Genomic DNA, 16761 nt, shown 5'->3' with positions numbered 1-16761 from the left:
AGTCAAATAAGACGGAAGACGAAGAAAAGGAAATGAAGAACGGATAGGTAGAGAAGAGAGAATTAAGGTTATCGAAGAATTATCCCGGCGGCGATAGTGCGGTGGTCCCACCTGACCCCATACCGAACTCAGAAGTGAAATGCCGTAATGCCGATGGTAGTGTGGGGTCTCCCCATGTGAGAGTAGGGCACCGCCGGGTTCAAATAAAACAGCAACCCCTTGGACTGATAAAGTTCGAGGGGTTTTTGTTTCTGGGCTCATCACTTACTTAGACTTACTTACTTTTTACCCCTTCTTTTACTTACCGAGAGTGAAAATGCGCGTTGAAAACTCCCCCTGATGTCTCTGCCCTATTTAGTTTTAATCAATCTCTTTCTAACTTTTCACAGCACATACACATACAAAAGTGCGGTCACAAAATCTTTAGATTTTAAACGTTAGCTCCGCCAACGATGCCGTAAGGCATAACAATCGCTTTGAGCAATTGTGTATAATTTTTCGTTAAATCTAAAAATCATATAGTGCACAATTTTTAAAGTAGATAAGATTTTCTTATTTGTGAAATAATTGAAGTACAGTCAAAATTAGTCATATTTATTAGTGAGAAAAAATTACTTGAGTGATACAATCCACCAAATTTTTTATAAAGGATAATCCCCAATGGCTCGTAAGAAAAAAACACGTCGAATCACGGATATTATGCCGACTCGTAAGGCAGATAAGAAACCTGAAATGCCGAAACGTGCCGGCAAAAAATTAACGCGTTATGAATTAGATGCAAAAGCGCGTGAAGAGAAGAAAAAACGTAAACATAAAGGTTTGACATCCGGTTCACGCCATAGTGTGGCGGAAGAAGGGGGTAATAAACCTCAACAAGTAATGAAAGATCCTAAACTCGGCAGTAAAAAGAAAATTCCTCTTATTGTGGAGTTTGTGAATAAACCGGAAAAAGGTCAGGTTATTCCTGTGGTACAACCGGTAAAAAAACAAGATCCGATGCAAGAATTGGAAAATCTTGAAAACAATGAGATTTTGAATGAATTGTTAGATGCTTTAGATGAGGGGAAAAGTATCAGTAAATCCGACCAACAATTTGTGGATGAATGCTTAGATCGCATTGCCGAACTAATGGAAGAACTCGGTATTGAAGACGAGGAAGAAAATCAAGATGATTTATACCGCACTTTTGAACAGATCGATATTAACCAATTTAGATAAAAAATGATTTTGACTATTACACTAATTTTTTCGGCAATTGTTATTATTGGTTTATCATGGTACGCACTGCGTTTGTTGAAACAATTAAAACAACAGCAGCAAATCATTTCTCAAGCTAAAACGGCACGAACAATCCGTTTAAAGGAGAGCATTGAAATCATTGCAAGAGCAATGCAAAGTAAGGAATGTAATCATTCTGAAGGTGTGATTCGTCTTGCGATGTTATTGATGCCATTTGGTAAAAATTTACAGCCTTATCCGGCAATGGCTGAGCTACACGAAATCGTGCGGGATATGCCGACACACGAAGCACGCAAAGAGCTGGAGAAAAAAGTGCGTTTTCGTCTTGATCTTGAACGGGAAAGTGCGGAAGCCAGACTTGAACAAGGCATAATAAAAGAATTACATCAATTATTAGATGATGTAAAACAACTTGGAGAGATTTAATGTCAGAGATTATTTGGGATAATGCACTTATACAAAAATACAATCAATCAGGTCCACGTTATACCTCTTACCCGACGGCATTAGAGTTTCATGAAAATTATACTCATCAGGATTTTATTGCCGCAGCCGGGCGTTATCCGACTCGTCCGCTTTCTCTTTACGTGCATATTCCGTTTTGCCATCAGCTTTGCTATTTTTGTGCCTGTAATAAAGTTATTACACGTCATCAACACAAAGCGGATATTTATCTTGATTATCTTGAAAAAGAAATTATCTCGCGAGCAGAATTGTTTAAAAATCGAACGGTAACCCAGATTCACTGGGGCGGTGGCACACCGACCTATTTAAGTGAGGCACAATCTGCCCGTTTAATGGCAATGCTAAAAGCAAATTTTAGTATTGCGGAAAGTGCGGAAATTTCTATTGAAATTGATCCGCGCCAAATTGAATTATCTATGCTTGATCACCTTCGCTCGCTTGGCTTTAACCGAATGAGTATGGGGGTGCAGGATTTTAACAAAGATGTGCAAGAAGCTGTTAATCGAGAGCAGGACGAAAGCTTTATTTCTGCCTTATTGGAGCGTGCTAGGGAATTAGGATTTCAATCGACAAACCTTGATCTGATTTATGGTTTACCATTGCAAAACGTTGATAGTTTTATGTTTACCTTGAAGAAAGTGATTGCGTTGAATCCGGATCGTTTGAGTATTTTCAATTACGCTCATTTGCCGAGCCGTGTTCCGGGACAAGCGAAAATCAAAGAAACTCAGTTACCAGCGCCGGAAACAAAGCTCACGATTTTGCAAAAAACGATCGAAACCTTAGGTGAAGTAGGGTATAGATTTATCGGAATGGATCACTTTGCCAAACCGTATGATGAGCTGGCCATTGCTCAGCAAAACGGTGTGTTGCACCGTAATTTCCAAGGTTACACAACACAAGAAGAATGTGATCTCCTTGGTTTAGGCGTGTCATCAATAAGTTTGTTAGGTGATACTTATGCTCAAAATGAGAAAGATCTCAAAACCTACTATACATTGGTTGAAAGAGACGGTTATGCGTTGCACAAAGGGCTTGTATTAACCGAAGAAGATTGTTTGCGCCGTGATGTGATTAAACAGCTCATTTGTAACTTTAAATTAGATTTTGCGGAAATTGAAAAGCAATACGATATTTGTTTTACAGAGCATTTTGCTGAAGATTTAATCTTATTGAAACCTCTCATTGAAGACGGATTAATTCATTTAACCGCACAAGGTTTACTCGTCCCACCTAAAGGGCGTTTGCTTATTCGCAATATCTGTTTATGCTTTGATGCCTATTCTCGCGTGGCTGCAAAACGCCAGCAATTTTCTAGAATTATTTGATTTGCGATACCACCAAAATTTGGTGGTATTTTCTATATTTCGGGAGTCATTATGAAAAAATTTACTTTTTCTTTGTTTACACTTGCTGTTTTGGGCATTTCTCATCCTGTTTTTGCAAATTCTTCCCAAAATTCGACCGCACTTCGTGAAAATCAGTGCTTAGCATTGAAAGATACTAAAGTTTTTAACACGGAAATTCAAAATGTGGAGTGGAATGCGAAAGGGGAAGTACCTGCAGATAGAATGTCCGCGCTGACAGGGGGGGCAAAAAATACCTTACAAGCTAAACCCCATTGTATTGTTGAGGGAGAAATTGCCGCACGTACCGGTGCAGACGGCAAGCATTACGGTATAAAATTCCAACTCCGTTTACCGGAAAATTGGAATAATAAGTTTCTCTTCCAAGGTGGCGGAGGTTTAGACGGCTTTGTTGCTCCGGCAATGGGCGCGATTCCTATTCATAGTTCAAGTGCAACGCCGGCATTAATGCGTGGTTATGCGGTGATGACAATGGATTCAGGGCATCCTACCCCAACACCTGATTTCGGCGCTGATCAACAAGCACGCTTAGACTATGCCTATCAAGCCATTGGAAAGGCAAAGACGGTTGCAAAACAATTCATTCAAACGGCTTATCAGAAAGCGGCAAACCACAACTATTTTATGGGATGTTCAAATGGCGGACGTTCCGCAATGATAGCCGCACAGCGTTACCCGCTCGAATTTGATGGCGTAATTGCGGCAAATCCGGGTTTTCGTCTTTCTCGTGCAGCGGTTGCGGAGCAATGGGATAACCATCAGTTAATGAAGATTGCTCCAATGAATGAGAAAGGTGAGAAAGTTTTTGCTAACGCCTTAACACAAACGGATCTCGATAAAGTTGTAAATGGCGTATTAGCGAAATGTGATGCGAAAGACGGTTTGAAAGACGGTATTATCAGTGCGTGGGAAAAATGTGATTTCACACCGGATTCGCTTGATTTACCAAAGGAAAAAATTGCCGCATTAAAAGCGATCTTCGATGGTGCGAAAAATAGTCGGGGTGAAGCGATTTATAGCGGTTGGTATTATGATTCAGGCATCAACCAAGAAGGTTGGCGTTCTTGGAAATTGGGCGATTCTCAAACGGCAGAACCCAATGCACGAAACATTGTGCTCTCTAGAGGTTCAATGACCTATTATTTTATGACGCCAATGCAACCGGACTTTGATTTAATGGCATTTGATTTTGATAAAGACACGCCTCGTGTTTATCAAACCGGTGCGATTAATGATGCGATTTCTACCGATTTAAGCAGCTTTAAAGCGAACGGCGGAAAATTGATTATCGTGACGGGAACTTCCGATCCCGTGTTTTCGGCAAAAGACCAAGTCGCTTGGTTCAATGAACTACAAAAAGATATGCAAAGTGCGGATGAATTTTCCCGACTTTTTGTTGCTCCGGGGTTAACTCATTGCGGTGGCGGTAATGGCTTAGATGACTTCGATCCGCTCACCGCCTTGGAACAATGGCACGATAATAATCAGGCTCCGAATAGTTTGATTGCGAAAAGTAAAACCTACCCGAATAAACAAATGCCGATTTGTGCTTATCCGAAGGTTGCGACTTATATCGGAGGTGATGAGAACAAAGCCGAAAGTTTTGAGTGTCGATAAGTAGCATGAATTAAATGTAAAGTTTACTGTATTGCTGCATCTCTCTAGACTCATTTGTTTTTTGTATCCATTTTAATTTTATTCACTATAAAAAGATGAACGACCGCAAGTGCGGTCGTTTTTTTATGTGTTTTTAATAATAAAAAATGCGGTGATTTTTCATCTCACTTTGAAGATGTGCGAGGCTTTGATCAAGCCTCAATGCCTTCAAATAAGGCCGTACTTAAATAACGCTCCGAAGCGGAAGGAAGGATCACAACAATCAATTTATTTGCAAATTCAGGTAATTTTGCAATGCGATCTGCTACTGCGACCGCAGCACCGGAAGAAATTCCGGCTAAAATACCTTCTTCCGACATTAATCGGCGGGCTGTGGCGATAGCTGTGTCACTATCCACCGTTTCTACACGATCAATTAATGAGAGATCTAAGTTCTTCGGTACGAAACCGGCACCGATACCTTGAATTTTATGAGAACCCGGTTTTACTTCTTCCCCCGCAAGAGTTTGACTGATCACTGGTGATTCCGAAGGCTCCACCACCACAGAGGTGATCGCTTTACCGAAATCCAATTTGATTGCGCGTGAAATGCCGGTAATCGTACCGCCGGTACCGGCCCCCGCCACCACGGCATCAACTTTGCCTTCCGTATCATTCCAAATTTCCACGCCGGTCGTTTCACGGTGAATCTGCGGGTTCGCCGGATTTTCAAATTGTTTTAGCATTACATAACGGTCAGGATTGGAGGCGACAATTTCTTCTGCTTTCGCAATCGCACCTTTCATACCTTTTGCACCTTCGGTAAGAACAAGATTTACGCCTAATCCGCGTAATAAACGTTTTCGTTCCAAACTCATCGTTTCCGGCATAGTGAGCGTGATTTTATAGCCACGAGCTGCTGCAACATAGGCCAGTGCAATACCGGTATTGCCGCTGGTGGCATCCACGATTTCTTTCCCTTTGGTTAGAATACCTTCTTTTTCTGCCTGCCATACCATATTGGCACCAATGCGGCATTTCACGCTGAAGCTAGGGTTTCTACCTTCAATTTTTGCGACAATATTGCCCTGACCGAAATTTTTTAAACGAACAAGCGGTGTGTTACCGATAGTGTAAGAATTATCTGCATAAATTGGCATATTTGCTCCCTATGAATATGGTTTTGTGTTGGAATCGGTATAGTTATAGCAGTGCTGCTTCCATTTAAAAAATAGTTAATAGATCTATTTTATAACTAAAGGCTATTTCACAATCTGATTATTGCTTGAACGGATATTTGTACCGTTGTTTGGTGTCGCCGGATGATTGGGTGAACCGCGGCGATAGTCAAAATTCATATCAAAACGTAAACGCTCGCGGTAATTTTCCACCCACATTAGGGTTGCACCACAGACGGCAACGGGAATAATCACCAAATTAATAAGGGGGATAAATGTACAGCAAGTGATTAATGCACCGAAAGTGAGATTTTGCGTGCGTTGTTCACCCAAGGCGTTTTTCATCACATCAAAGGGTACTTTATGGTTATCAAAAGGATAGTCGCAATATTGAATTGCCATCATCCAAGCGGTGAATAAAAACGTCAACACAGGCACAATGGTTTGCCCTACCATCGGAATAAAGCCAAGTAAAAATAATCCCACGATTTTTGGCAAGCTATACCACAGTTTTTGCCATTCACGGCGCAACATTCTCGGCACGTCTTTCATTACGTCCAACCAATTGTCATTGTTGATCGGCTCACCGGTGAGCATTTTTTCCAATTTTTCTGCCAATAATCCATTAAATGGCGCGGCGATAAATCCGGATAAGGTGGTAAAGGTGAAATAAAACAGCAGTAAAATCATGCCGATAGAAAGCATAAGTAAAATCACGCTTAAAAAGCCCAACCAATCCGGCATAAAATGCATTATCCAATCGATCATTGTGCTGACTTGCGAGATAAACAGCCAAAATAAGCCGCTGAGTAATAGAATGTTCAGTAAAATCGGCATAATTACAAAGCGGCGTAGCCCTTTTTGCCGAATAAAATGCCAACCCATAACAAAATAGTGAAAGCCGGATTTGATTTCTTGTTGATTCATCATTCTTTTTCCTTTTGATATCAATAAACCTATGGTGAATTAAATTTAAAAATGTTGACGATCATTGCTGCATCTCGCCGTGCTACTTGCACTGTCTTCGGCTTGAGGCATTGTATTCATTTTAATTTAATTCAGCATCAAAAGTGCGGTCAATTTTGACGGCGTTTTTGCCGTGAAATTCCCCGTCCCCCCTGTTTTTTCACCCCTCAAAATGTGGTAGCATTGACACGGTTTTATTGACTGTAAGGAGCAAAAATGGATCTTAATACAATTCTGATTATTTTAGGGGTCGTGGCACTTATCGCTCTTGTTGCGCACGGATTATGGTCAAATCGTCGTGAGAAATCAAAGTATTTTAAAAACGCAACCGCATTTAACCGCACTTTTACACAAGATCAGCCTGAACAAGATCAGCAAATTGCTTCTTCGACTGCTCAATCCGCCTCTCAGCCACAGCCTGCTTTGGAGCAAAATACACAACCGCCATCCTTTAATAAGCCGCTTTCTTCACAAGCGGATTCTCAAGAAATAGAAAGAACGGTAGATGATATTAAAATTTCCATTCCAAATTCCACTCCGGTGCGTGAACCGATTCGTGTTGAATACAATATGAAGCCGGCACAACCTATATCAAATCCTGCGACAATGACGCTTGAACAACTGGAAGCGCAAAGTAACGAGTTTGAGGGGATCAATTCATCTTCGCCCGAATTGCGTGAACAACTTTCACAAATGGCGTTAGGTGAATCGGATGAGGTGAAATCAACCGTCCATTTTAATCAGGCACGCACACCGGAAGCCTCGGTAGAAAAACAAACTTCAGGTTATATTCAGCTTTATGTGATTTCACCGCAACATCGTGAATTTCACGGTTCAAGATTGATTTCATCTCTTGAGAATTTAGGTTTTATTTTTGGCAGCCATAATATGTACCACCGTCATTTTGATTTAAGCGTAGCAAGTCCGACCTTATTTAGTGTAGCGAATTTGCAAGATGAAGGCGGTTTTAACCCATATAATGTCGATTTCACCACAATCGGCGTGGCGTTATTTATGAAATTGCCTTCACCGGGAAATGCGTTGGCGAATCTTAAACTAATGATTCGTGCTGCTAAAACCCTTGCTGAAGAGTTAGGCGGTTCCGTATTAACCGAAGATGAGCAAATCTTTGATGATTACCAAGAACAACGTTACCTTTCCCGTGTGTAAAACACATTAATTTTTTACCGCACTTTTGGCTTTCGGCGAACTTTGCGTTCGCCGTTATTACGTATAGTGAATTAAATTTAGAAATGTTTATCGCATTGCTGCGACTCACCGTACTGTTTACGGTTTTAATTTAATTCGCGATAAAAGTGCGGTCAGATTTTACCGAGAATTTTATGACAAGCATTCAAACTCAACTTGAAACCCTGCGCAAAACCTTGCGCCGATATGAATATGAATACCACGTGTTGGATAATCCAAGCGTACCGGATAGTGAATATGATCGCCTTTTTCATCAGCTTAAAGCCTTAGAAGCGGATTATCCCGAGCTTGTTAGCGCTGATTCGCCTACTCAGCGAGTGGGGGCTAAACCGCTTTCAGGGTTCAGTCAAGTTCGTCACGAAATTCCAATGCTTTCTTTAGATAATGCTTTTTCCGATGAAGAATTTTATGCTTTTGTAAAACGCATAGAAGATCGCCTCACTGTTTTGCCGACTCCGCTTACATTTTGTTGCGAACCAAAACTTGATGGACTTGCCGTGAGTCTTTTATACGTCAACGGCATACTCACCCAAGCGGCAACACGTGGAGACGGCACAACCGGTGAAGATATTACGGCGAATATTCGCACGATTCGTAATATTCCGTTGCAATTATTAACGGATAATCCTCCTGCTCGATTAGAAGTTCGTGGTGAAGTGTTTATGCCGCATATCGGGTTTGAACGTTTAAATGAACAGGCTTTGGCGCGTGGCGAGAAAACCTTTGCCAATCCGCGTAATGCCGCGGCAGGCTCGCTGCGCCAGTTAGATCCCAAAATCACCAGTAAGCGCCCATTGGTATTAAATGCGTATGGTATCGGTGTCGTGGAAGGGGTGGATTTACCTTCCACGCATTATGAACGTTTGCAATGGTTAAAGGCTATTGGTATTCCGGTGAATCCGGAAATTCGCCTTTGTCATGGTGTGGACGAGGTTTTAGATTTCTACCGTAATATTCAAAATAAGCGGAGTGATTTGGGGTACGATATTGACGGTACGGTACTGAAGATTAACGACATTGCCCTGCAAAATGAGTTAGGCTTTATTTCCAAAGCACCACGTTGGGCGATTGCTTATAAATTCCCCGCACAAGAGGAGTTAACCCTATTGAATGACGTGGAATTCCAAGTGGGGCGTACGGGGGCGATTACACCGGTGGCAAAACTTGAACCTGTCTTTGTGGGCGGTGTTACGGTGAGTAATGCGACATTACATAACGGTGATGAAATAGCCCGTTTGGATATTGCGATTGGCGATACGGTGATCATTCGTCGTGCGGGAGATGTGATTCCACAAATTATCGGCGTATTACACGAACGCCGTCCTGCAGACGCAAGAACAATCATTTTCCCGACCGACTGTCCGGTATGCGGTTCACTGATTAGTCGCATTGAAGGTGAGGCGGTGGCACGCTGTACCGGCGGTTTGTTTTGTGCGGCACAACGTAAAGAAGCGTTAAAGCATTTTGTATCACGAAAAGCAATGGATATTGATGGCGTAGGCGGTAAGTTGATTGAACAACTGGTCGAGCGGGAATTAATTCACACTCCGGCGGATTTATTCAAACTTGATCTCCGCACGCTGACCCGTTTGGAACGTATGGGGGCAAAATCTGCCGAAAATGCTCTGAACAGCTTAAATAAAGCGAAACATACCACATTGGCGCGTTTTATTTTTGCACTGGGTATTCGTGAAGTGGGCGAGGCGACCGCATTGAATCTGGCGAATCATTTCAAGACCCTTGAAGCTTTACAAAACGCTGATTTTGAACAGCTTCAACAAGTACCGGATGTCGGCGAAGTGGTAGCAAACCGCATTTTGGCATTTTGGCGCGAACCGCACAATGTGGATGTGGTGAATGATTTGATTGCGCAAGGTGTGTATTGGGATAAGGTGGAAGTAAAAGAAGCCAGCGACAACCCCTTTAAAGGTAAAACCATCGTGCTTACCGGCACACTCAGCCAAATGGGACGAAATGAAGCCAAAACTCTGCTTCAAAATATGGGAGCAAAAGTCAGCGGCTCGGTTTCCGCCAAAACCGATTTTGTCATTGCCGGTGATAGCGCCGGCTCAAAACTTGCTAAAGCACAGGAACTAGGCATTGCCGTATTAACGGAAGAGGAATTTTTAGCGCGGATTTAGTAATCCATCCGTTTTTTTGACCGCACTTTTAATTTATTCCGGCTTTCGGCGTCTCTCCGAAGTAACGTTTATATTCCCGGCTAAATTGGCTGGGACTCTCGTATCCGACTTCATAAGCAACAGTCGCAATAGCGTCGTTACCTTGTTTAATCATACGGCGGGCAGTATTTAGCCGTAGCGATTTTTGGTATTGCAAAGGCGAAAGCCCGGTGATTTTTTTGAAATGGTTATGAAAACCCGATACTGACATTCCGCATTGCCGTGCTAAGGTTTCGATACGGATAGCTTCACTGAAATGGTGGCGGAGATAATCCGTAGCCTGACTGATCTTTTGCGTGTGTGAACCTATATTCACCATTTGCCTGAGCTTATTACCCTGTTTGCCGGTAAGTAAACGATAATAAATTTCTTGTTGAATAAGAGGAGCAAGGAAAGGAATGCTTTTTGGATTTTCGTGCAAGAGTAATAAGCGTTCAAATGCACTTAATAGTTCATCTTCTAATTGCCAAGGAAGAAAAGCCAGCATTTCAGATTCATCATTGTTATCAAAAAGTGCGGTGTGTTCTAATAGAATGTCTCCCACCATTTTCAGATCGATTTTCATAGATAGCATAAAAAACGGCTTACTTGCCGTATCCGGATAAATTTTTCCACACATCGGCATATTTACGGGGCAGAACATAAAATGTTTGTTATCAAAATGATAGCACTGTTCGCCTAGCTGAATTTCCCGCCAACCTTGTAAAATAATACAAATACTCGGTTCTTGAATAATGCCTTCATAAGTAAAAGGACGATCCGAATGACGAATATATAAACCGGCAATCGGCGAGTAATAATCTTGATTATGAGGAATCACTTTAAGTAAGCGATGAAGCGTTTGTCTTGATAACATTTTAGAGAATTAGGCAATTATTTTGGTTGAATTTTATACCTCATCTTTCATTAAGGCAATATACTGATTGCCATTAAAAACAAGATGATGCCTTCTTCTGTAAGAAGTAACTCATCTTTTGGGAGCTCAGGATTAACTGTAATTTACAACAAATATAAGGAAATAAATGATGAAAATTTTCTACAAAACTTCAGCAACAGCAACCGGTGGGCGTGATGGGCATACTCAAGTCGATGACGGTTCAATCGGTTTTGATTTGGTGTCATTCCAAAATGAAAGCGGTAAGCAAGGTACAAACCCGGAACAACTTTTTGCGATGGGATATGCGGCGTGTTTTGATAGTGCAATGAATTTGGTTGCAGGGCAAATGAACCTTAAACCGACTTCTTCCAATACAACCGTGGGGGTAGGGATCGGTCAGAAACCGGATGGTGCGTTTAGTCTTGATCTCGATATTACGATCACTGTTGGCGGTTTAACCGTGGAGGAGGCGAAGGCTTTGATTCAGCGTGCTCACGAGATTTGCCCGTACTCAAATGCAATCCGCAATAACGTTGATGTTCGTTTACATATAAATGTGATGAGTTCATTTGATTTATAATGTGGATTTAAAAGGTAGGTAAAAATATATTGAAAAATGATTTTAGTTGTTTTCAAATTACTTGGAGTCTCATTAAACCGAGAAAATAAGTATAAGACACCTCCTTAAAAAAGGTTGTAATCGTTTATTATTACGAGTTTGTGACTATATTTTGAAAGGCGAGAGTGAAATCAGCTTTACTCTCACCTTTTTATCTTTTCAGTACCTTATAGCAATGAGGATTGTGTTTAGTATATAGGGGTATGCTGTCAACATTGATTATCAACGAAATTATTGACAAGATGTAGTTACGAGTGGCGGACGCAACAACAAGACCGCCCTTTCGCTCAACTCAGTGCCTTACAAATCGCTACTGAAGATATCGCACTTGGTGCCGCCATTTTGCCGATTTATCATTTGCTGAAGAAATAGATTTTTCCGGAAATTTTGCTTATCTTGACAATGATATTCTGTATTTAAGTGCGGTTATTTTTCACAAAGATTTTATAAATAAAAACGGAGATTTATCATCTCCGTTTTTTGTATCTATTAGGTCGGTTATTAAATTTTAGAAAGTATAGCCTACAGCAAGCTGAGCGGATGTTTGATCGCCGGCTGAGCTGAATGCTTTTTGAGCGTTGATATTCATCATTAAACCGTTATGCCATTGGTAACCAAGCCCGGTTGTTAATCGGGTTATATTTTGGTTCGGTTCACTTTGGATGGTGAAATTCCGTCCTTGATGGAAATGTCCTTGTGATGCCTTTTCTGTGGAAAGAATGCTGTAATCCGCACCTAATTTAAATAACATTTTTCCGTTATTTAGCACAAATGTGCCGATGAGCTCCTGCCCTATGTTAGCTTCTAAACGATTTGTATGTAACGCATCAATATGTAATCCGCCCGCACCTTTTTCTTCGATCGCTTTTTGATGAATGCGTGTGTAAGCGATGCCGAGTTTTGGCTCGAATTTCCACTGTTCATTGAGTGGCAGGGCATATTTGATTTGTGCATAAGTAGCGATAGCATTTGCTTTGCTGTTGGCATCGAATTGATAATGATCATAGCCGTTGCTGATGCTTCTGTATCCTTTCAGATTAAACTGATCGTAGATTACCCCACCGATTAAGGAGATATTATCTAAGTCTGTTCTGATATATCCACCGAAGGATGTGCCTTTTCCTTTTAAATAACCGTTGTTCATTCCGGTTATTTTGGTTTTTTCATCTGCAATGTGAATACCTGCCGTTGTATTTGAATTTATGCCATAGTGAATCGCAAGCGTTGATGCTCTAAATGTGGATTTTTTGGCAGTCTGTTTGTAATGCTGGTTATCATAAAGCCCGTTTGCACTAATGTTCCATTCTTGTTCTTTTAAGCGCTTACTTTGAGCAAGAATATTGTTATATTGGCTTGTGATATTTTTAGCCAGTTGATTAGTTACAACACCATAAATATTATGTTCAACCGCTTGATTAAAATAATGATTGACCGCATCGGTGGCTTGTTGAACGGATTTATCCGTTGTTAAAGCCGATTTTTCTAATGGGTTTAATCCTGTCGCCCGCCAACTTTCGATATAACTATAGTATGCCTGTGCATAAGGCGTATCAAATACGTTATTGTTGTTTAACGCTTCATTAAGCTGCTGATTTTTTTGTGTTAAGGTATCGATTTGTTGTTGATTTTTCTCCACTTGTTTTGTTAAGTCTTCAACAGATTTTGCCAATGCTTGATTTTGGCTGTCTTTTGGCGGTGTCTGATTTTCTTGGGTGTCTTTTTTCTCTGTTGCGCGTTTTTGTCGCTGTGCCGCTTCGTTATGTGCAGCGATAGTTTCGGCAAGCGCCGTTTTTGCTTCTTCAAGTTGTGCCGCTGTTTGTTCAAGTTGCGCTTTAAGGGCATCTAACTCGCTTTGTTGTCGCTGTTTTTCTTGTTTATGGGCTTCCTCTTTTTGCTTCGCTTGCTCGGCGGTCATTACCACTTTCGGTTCAATCCATAATTGTCCGTTTTTAAAGACCGCACTTTGTAGCACATTGTTGCTATCGAATCGGATATTTTGTGCATCAAGTCGGAATCCACCGAATTTAATTTCGTATTCACTTTTGGCTTTGGTGGTATTTACGATAAATTTGCCGTTACCATTGAGTGAAATATTATTTTGTCGATTTGGATCGAATAGGGCGTGTTGTTCCGGACTAAGTACTTGATAATGCAAGTCTTGATTAAGAGTAATATTATCAGTTCCCTGAATTTTTGCATTAGCAAGTAAATGGGTCTCTTGATTTACTACAACTTTTTCCGCACCGGATAAATTGTAATTAACGCGAATCGGTGTGGTGGAATAGCTATTAGGCTTACCGAAAGAGAAAGTGTCTTGTCCCTCTCCCATTTCAATTGTTTTACCATTGAAAATAGCTTGTGAATCAGCGAGGGTGAGTTCATCATTCCCGCCTTTTAAGTCAATATCGCCGTTAATAACGGATTGGTTGCCAATAGTCAGTTTATTTACATTGTCATCCCCTAAAATGGCGAGTGGTTTTTCCGATTTGTTGACATTAAATCCATTGGTATTAATCGTTGTGCCGATTAAATTGACTTCAGCGTTTGTCCCAATTTTTAGCCCTGTTTTGTAACCGTTTACGATGGAATCCGTTAGCGTAAGATTATTGGTTGCAAACACCGCACCATTTGCCATACCGACACCATTGATGATTTTATTTGTGATGGTTTCCGCAGTGGTAATTATTTTTTCACTGTCTTTCTGGTTTGTCGTCAGCGGTGCATTAATAACTTGATAGGTTTTTCCGTTTTGGCTGAATGAGGCAAGATAATCCGTTCCTTGCGTGATTTTCTCGATTTCCTCATTTTCATTTAATTTGATATATAGCCCCGCATTCTTCACTTTGTAATTAGATTGCTCCGCCGTATCAAAATATTTATATCTTTGGTTGGAATTTGCATCCGATTGATAGCCGCCGATAATCATTCGTCCGGCAAAAATACCGTAGTTATTAATATTATTTTTAAAGCCCGAGCGGTAATCAGGGTTTGTTGTGCTGAAACTGGTATCGATTTTTCCTTTTGCTAATAATGCACTATGATTGCCTGAAATTAGCCCCGCATTGCTTATCACCGAATTGGTTTCGGCATTGATGCTGATTCCTGCCCCATTATTGCGATAATCGACGGGTTTGTACTCATTTTGAGAGAAACCTTGATAAACCTTTGCATAACCGCTAATTACGCCATTATTGGTGATATTGCCTAAAGTGGTGCTTGACGTATAAGCATCGGATTCTCCATGACTCCAAGCACTGATTCCATTTCCGCTGGAGTGAACACTAACCGTCGTTTGAATATTTGCCGTCGTATGATTAGAGGTTGTTGGCGTGGTTGGGTTTGATTCACAACCCGGTGTACCGCTTGCCAGCCATTTGCAGGTTTCCGGATCTAAAGATGTCGTATTTGTATTTGACGTTGATATAGGGCGTGGTGCTAACCAATTCGTTAAAGAAGCTGTATTCGATTTACTTTCAATTTTCGCAATAAAGGTTTTATCGGCAACCGATTTGTCGGATTTTCCGCCTTTGACTTCAACTTGACCGCTAATGATACCGCTATTGTTTACATCACCAATGGAAGATAATTTACCGTTATTGCCTCTCGCATAGGTAGAAACCCCGTTTCCCGAAGCTATGCTTTCCGTCATTAAACTTCCCATTCCGTTACCGGCTTGAACTTTTGCAAAACCGGTAATCCGTCCGTTATTTTGAACCTTGCCTAAGGTGGCTAGGGCAGAAATACTGCGGGTTTGTCCATTACTGGATTCGGCGGTGACAGATACACCGTTACCACTCCCTAAAGCATTGGCATCAGAGTAAAGATGAAATCCTTGATAGTGAGAGTTATCGCCTGAAATTTGGATTAGGCGACCTGCAATTTCACCTAAATTGTGAATATTTCCGACCGCACTTTCCGTTTTATTTTTAGCAAAACGTCCCGTGTTAGCCAATGCAGAAACACCATTCCCTGAATTTACGGAAGTAGTATGTGTATGAGTGGTATTTTGTCCCCCTTGTAAGTGGGCTTCACCGCTTAATTGTCCTGTATTTTGAATTTCACCTAATTTAGCAAAATTATTTTGGACTTCGGAAAAGGTAATTTTGTCAATGGTATTAACATAAGATGAAGCGGAAATGGCATTGCCGGAGGCTAAACTTGTGACAGAATAAAATTGGGGTTTATAGCTTGCCGTATGAGGAGAGATATTTTGAGCGGCTTGCGCATGAACTTTGCCTTGAATTTGACCTCGGTTATTAATATTTTGCAGTGCGATTTCAACGGTTTTACCTTCAAAATCCGCCTTCTCTAATTCAGGACTACTCGGTGTAGCTTCGGTTACGGCGGCACGAGTACGTGTTGTGGTGCGGGCTGTACTTCGTCTTGATACTCCCGTTGCACCACTATAACCGTCAGCAATGCCATCAGCACCCACTTCCGCATTATGTTTGCCGAAATCCGCCAATCCCACTAAAGAAACCCCGTTTCCACTACCATAGCTTTTTATATCGCCGTGCGTTTCGGCTTCTCCGCCTTGTAAATCCGTATCGGCCGAAATTGAACCGGTATTTTCAAGGGAATTAAGCGTAAAAACGACATTATTCGGATTACTCGGTGCAGACCAACCCAACGCATCAATCCCATTTGCAATGCCGTCAATAGCAATGGCACCTCGTCTATCTTCCGATTGCGTTGTCGTTTCACCTCGTGCAATCACTTTCGCGACAATTTGCCCTTCATTTTTTGCTCCGACTTGAGGGGCTTTGCCATCGTTATCATTGGCGTTACCGTACCAAATTATTCGCACAGGATTGCCTGAACGATTAAATCTGCCTGTAATACGTTCTTCTGCATTTTCGCTACGAATATGATCGATTTTTTCGATTTTTTCATCAGAGTTAATCGTAGCGATTGTCCCGACACCTTGTTGGTATGCATAGGCGGATACCGCAACGGCAACAGAACTTAAAATCAAGCCTTTTTGTAATAACGGCTTCATAAATTTCTCCTTTTATTAAAAAAAAATTAATGAGAATATATATCATTTGTATTTTGTTGTAAATAG

12 protein-coding genes and 1 rRNA gene are annotated in these 16761 nt (G+C 41.2%); 9 read left to right on the top strand and 4 right to left on the bottom strand.

The features are described from left to right. Positions 1 to 83 precede the first annotated feature (83 nt). The 5 genes from rrf to IHV77_RS05650 all read left to right on the top strand — a co-directional run bounded on the left by rrf (position 84) and on the right by IHV77_RS05650 (position 4688). Positions 84 to 199: ribosomal RNA gene (rrf, locus tag IHV77_RS05670) — 5S ribosomal RNA — on the top strand. A gap of 461 nt (positions 200 to 660) precedes the next feature. Beyond that, positions 661 to 1218 carry a Der GTPase-activating protein YihI gene (yihI, locus tag IHV77_RS05665; protein ID WP_194813117.1) on the top strand — a complete coding sequence of 186 codons (558 nt, stop codon included), beginning with the start codon at positions 661 to 663 and terminating at the stop codon, positions 1216 to 1218. A 3-nt stretch (positions 1219 to 1221) separates the two neighbouring features. Then, the gene (locus IHV77_RS05660; RefSeq protein ID WP_194813116.1) at positions 1222 to 1665 is read left to right on the top strand and encodes a DUF2489 domain-containing protein; all 444 of its coding nucleotides are present in this window, start codon (positions 1222 to 1224) and stop codon (positions 1663 to 1665) included. Continuing rightward, positions 1665 to 3032 (top strand): oxygen-independent coproporphyrinogen III oxidase, encoded by a 1368-nt coding sequence (gene hemN, locus IHV77_RS05655; protein ID WP_194813115.1) that lies wholly within the window; start codon positions 1665 to 1667, stop codon positions 3030 to 3032. The genes IHV77_RS05660 and hemN overlap by 1 nt, the downstream gene beginning before the upstream one ends. Before the next feature lie 51 nt (positions 3033 to 3083). Further along, positions 3084 to 4688, top strand: a complete 1605-nt coding sequence (locus tag IHV77_RS05650; RefSeq protein WP_194813114.1) for a tannase/feruloyl esterase family alpha/beta hydrolase — start codon at positions 3084 to 3086, stop codon at positions 4686 to 4688. A gap of 191 nt (positions 4689 to 4879) precedes the next feature. On the opposite strand, the gene cysK is transcribed toward IHV77_RS05650, so the two are convergent. Both cysK and cysZ read right to left on the bottom strand, forming a co-directional pair. Continuing rightward, a complete protein-coding gene (gene cysK, locus IHV77_RS05645) occupies positions 4880 to 5827 on the bottom strand; it encodes a cysteine synthase A (RefSeq protein ID WP_194813113.1) in 948 nt (315 codons plus the stop codon). 102 nt (positions 5828 to 5929) lie between these two features. Further along, positions 5930 to 6775: a sulfate transporter CysZ gene (cysZ, locus tag IHV77_RS05640; protein WP_194813112.1), complete on the bottom strand. Its 846-nt coding sequence runs from the start codon at positions 6773 to 6775 to the stop codon at positions 5930 to 5932. A gap of 252 nt (positions 6776 to 7027) precedes the next feature. Between cysZ and zipA the strand changes: the two genes are divergently transcribed. Continuing rightward, positions 7028 to 7981 (top strand): cell division protein ZipA, encoded by a 954-nt coding sequence (zipA, locus tag IHV77_RS05635; RefSeq protein WP_194813111.1) that lies wholly within the window; start codon positions 7028 to 7030, stop codon positions 7979 to 7981. A gap of 173 nt (positions 7982 to 8154) precedes the next feature. After that, positions 8155 to 10161 (top strand): NAD-dependent DNA ligase LigA, encoded by a 2007-nt coding sequence (gene ligA / locus IHV77_RS05630; protein WP_194813110.1) that lies wholly within the window; start codon positions 8155 to 8157, stop codon positions 10159 to 10161. A gap of 28 nt (positions 10162 to 10189) precedes the next feature. On the opposite strand, the gene IHV77_RS05625 is transcribed toward ligA, so the two are convergent. Continuing rightward, a complete protein-coding gene (locus IHV77_RS05625; RefSeq protein WP_194813109.1) occupies positions 10190 to 11056 on the bottom strand; it encodes an AraC family transcriptional regulator in 867 nt (288 codons plus the stop codon). Between the two features lie 169 nt (positions 11057 to 11225). On the opposite strand from IHV77_RS05625, the gene IHV77_RS05620 reads away from it, so the two are divergent. Both IHV77_RS05620 and IHV77_RS05615 read left to right on the top strand, forming a co-directional pair. Beyond that, complete coding sequence (locus IHV77_RS05620) at positions 11226 to 11657, top strand: organic hydroperoxide resistance protein (protein ID WP_194813235.1); 432 nt, start codon at positions 11226 to 11228, stop codon at positions 11655 to 11657. 273 nt (positions 11658 to 11930) lie between these two features. After that, positions 11931 to 12068: a hypothetical protein gene (locus IHV77_RS05615; protein ID WP_194813108.1), complete on the top strand. Its 138-nt coding sequence runs from the start codon at positions 11931 to 11933 to the stop codon at positions 12066 to 12068. Between the two features lie 136 nt (positions 12069 to 12204). On the opposite strand, the gene IHV77_RS05610 is transcribed toward IHV77_RS05615, so the two are convergent. Beyond that, positions 12205 to 16695: an autotransporter domain-containing protein gene (locus IHV77_RS05610; RefSeq protein ID WP_194813107.1), complete on the bottom strand. Its 4491-nt coding sequence runs from the start codon at positions 16693 to 16695 to the stop codon at positions 12205 to 12207. Positions 16696 to 16761 lie beyond the last annotated feature (66 nt).

This window comes from Rodentibacter haemolyticus (genome assembly GCF_015356115.1).
Lineage (GTDB): Bacteria > Pseudomonadota > Gammaproteobacteria > Enterobacterales > Pasteurellaceae > Rodentibacter > Rodentibacter haemolyticus.
This window is presented reverse-complemented; position numbering and strand designations above follow the sequence as displayed.